This window comes from Acidiphilium sp., assembly GCF_049977125.1.
Classification (GTDB): Bacteria; Pseudomonadota; Alphaproteobacteria; order Acetobacterales; family Acetobacteraceae; genus Acidiphilium.
On the sequence record NZ_JBMFGY010000041.1, the window covers coordinates 1 to 2,650 of the forward strand.

The window sequence follows — 2,650 nt, forward strand, 5'->3', positions numbered from 1 at the left end:
ATGGGACCTGACCACCCCAAACTCGACGCTATGATGGCGATGGCGAGCATCATCATCCCGCCACCGCCAATGGCGGAAGCGGCGCCAAGGGCGAATGACCGACGCAAATCACGTCGGGTCAGCGCGCCCGTTGTTAACCTGGCCGCACCCGGTTTGGCCGTTGTTGCGTTCCTGGCTTTTCGCCATTGGTTCATCTGGCGCATCGAGTCGCGGATAAATTGCCGGTCGGCCTTCCGCTGCTCCTCGTCTCCCCAGCGTCCGGTTCCCGCGCCGCCATTGCCGGCGGATCGCCGTTTGCGCAGGATTGTCTGGACAGCGGTTTGCTTGCTCCGGACGGGAACGAGCGCTCGACTTTCCGAAATTTCCATGGCGTTAAACCTGTTGTCGAAACCGCGACAAGGTTTTCTTGCCCAACCGATCCGGGCCGAATTTTTCAGGCCGGGATCAAATACGATGATTGTTATATAACCCTCGAAGTGATGACGGCAATCTTTTCGTTTCAGAGGTTGGACATGTTCGAGCCGAGGGATTTGGCTTCGTCCGGTGAAAGGGAGGGTTATTTCGGTTGGCCCTCGTATTCGGCCAGGGGATTGATATGCCGGTGAAGCGGCCGTTCGCGCGTCACCGCGGCCATGATCAAATCCGATCAGCCCCGAGGGGCTTGAGCCGAATTCATCCGTTGTGTCGCAATAACGGCGTTTGCTTCGGCATCAACGCAACCGATGCCGCTCGGTGTTTTCAACGACGGCGACGACATCGTCGCGCATCGTGAATGGGTGCAGGACCTGGCCGACAATCGACGACGGCATCGCGCCATCGATGCCGTATTCGGTCGGCCACGCCTTGGGCAGATGGAGCGTTCCGAACACGCGGTCGACCACGGGCAGCATCGCCGCATAATTCCGGTCTCGCATCGGGTCGTTGGTATGGTGCCAGTGGTGAAAAAATGGTGTCGCAACGATCGATTCCAGAAAGCCGAACCGCCACCGCAGATTGGCATGAATGAAAAACCCCCAGATTGTACCGATGACGATCACAACGGCCGGCGTCGCAACCCCCTGGGTCAACCCGAGTGCAAACAGCGGCATGAAACCACACATCCGGGTGAACACCATGTCGACCGGATGCGCCCGCGTGTTCGATAGGTAATCGAGTTCCGCGGTACTGTGATGAATTGAATGAAACCGCCACAGCAGCGGAACCTCGTGCGACCAACGATGCCCCCAGTAGAAACCAGTCTCGGCCACGAGCAGCGCCAACACTAGTTTTACGCCAAAAGGCAGGGCGGCAATGGTGTGGGTCACGATCGCCGGCATCACGCGATGGAGCGCAGCGGCGAGAATGGCCAGTGGCACCGCAAGCAGCACGCCGACCAAAACCGAGTTTAGCGCATAGTAGATCAGATCGACGCCGAACTGCCTGCGAAAAATGCGCTGCGGGTGGACCGCGACAATCCGCTCGAGCGGCACGAAAATCGCTGAGAGAAGAACGAACCAGACAGCAAGTCGTAACGCCTCGATCATGAACGCGTGCATCACAAATCTCCAACCGCCAGAGCATTCAACCGTCCAGGCGGAATGCCCGGACGGTTGCGATGAATTCAGATTTTGGTGTTCGACACCCCCCGGCGCGCCGAACGTCGGCGACGGAGGACGAGGCCGAGCCCGACCAAGCCACCTCCGAGCAGTGCCAGCGAAGACGGCTCCGGCACGGCCACCTTCTGCACGGACACGTTGGTCAACAACGACATCGGCGGCAAACCCGATGGCGACCCGACCGCGAGAAAGCTCAACACCTCATTGGCGCTATGCGCAACGAATTGCATTGTATCCGTCTGCCAGCCGGTGAATCCTTGACTGGCGTTGTCAATGGTCACCGTGGATTGCGTCGATGTTCCGAAGGAAACCGCCAAGGCCTCGGTTGTCGGGCCAGTGCGGCTCTGCATCTGTGCGCCAGCCCAGTCGAAGCTGACCTGATACGTGCTGCCGATGGAGAGATCCCTGAGGGTCTGTTCGATGCTGCTCTGCACCCCCGCAATCTGCGCGCCATCGAGGCCAATAAACGTGCCCGGACCCGAGGGTGGGGCCTGCACCGACCATAATTTCTCGACGCGGGTGAAAGAGTATTGTCCGACCGCATTATCGATGGTTGCCGCCGTGGCGCTCGGGTACCAGATTTCATAGCCATTATTGCCGGTCCATCCGGTCACGAATTGCCGGTTGTGAACCACGGCGCTTGTGCCGAACTGGGTGCTGACGTTGATTGTCGGCGAGGTCTCGGAGAAATCGCCATTGGTGATGAGGTTCGCACCCGCCTGAGCGATCCCCGCCGAGGCCGCTACCGCCAAGGCTGAAGCGAACATGATTGATGAAATACGCATATAAGACGAACTTTCCTGTGTTATCCTGCACCAGCTCAACGACGTTGAATGACCTTCCAATTCGGCCGCCGGTTTCTATCATTCGGTCAACATGACAAAATGACATTGAGCATCGCGATAACATCCCTGGACGCAAGGCAAATTGCGTGCCAATTATTTTTATTATTATAAACAATAGCTTAAGAAAAATATTTTGGGAGTATGTAAAAAATTCTGACAAATCCGTTCTGGTCGACCGCGCTCGGGGCTCTAACCGGTGGGGAAACGGGC

Annotated in this window: 3 protein-coding genes; all 3 read right to left on the reverse strand. The window is 57.8% G+C overall.

The features are described from left to right. Nucleotides 1-368 (reverse strand): hypothetical protein (locus ACP5E6_RS08540; RefSeq protein WP_427953799.1); only part of this gene is annotated, 368 nt, incomplete at its 3' end. Nucleotides 369-710: 342 nt separating this feature from the next. Continuing rightward, nucleotides 711-1,535, reverse strand: a complete 825-nt coding sequence (locus ACP5E6_RS08545) for a sterol desaturase family protein (protein ID WP_427953801.1) — start codon at nt 1,533-1,535, stop codon at nt 711-713. A 65-nt stretch (nt 1,536-1,600) separates the two neighbouring features. Beyond that, a complete protein-coding gene (locus ACP5E6_RS08550) occupies nt 1,601-2,380 on the reverse strand; it encodes a PEP-CTERM sorting domain-containing protein (protein WP_427953803.1) in 780 nt (259 codons plus the stop codon). Between the last annotated feature and the right edge of the window lie 270 nt (nt 2,381-2,650).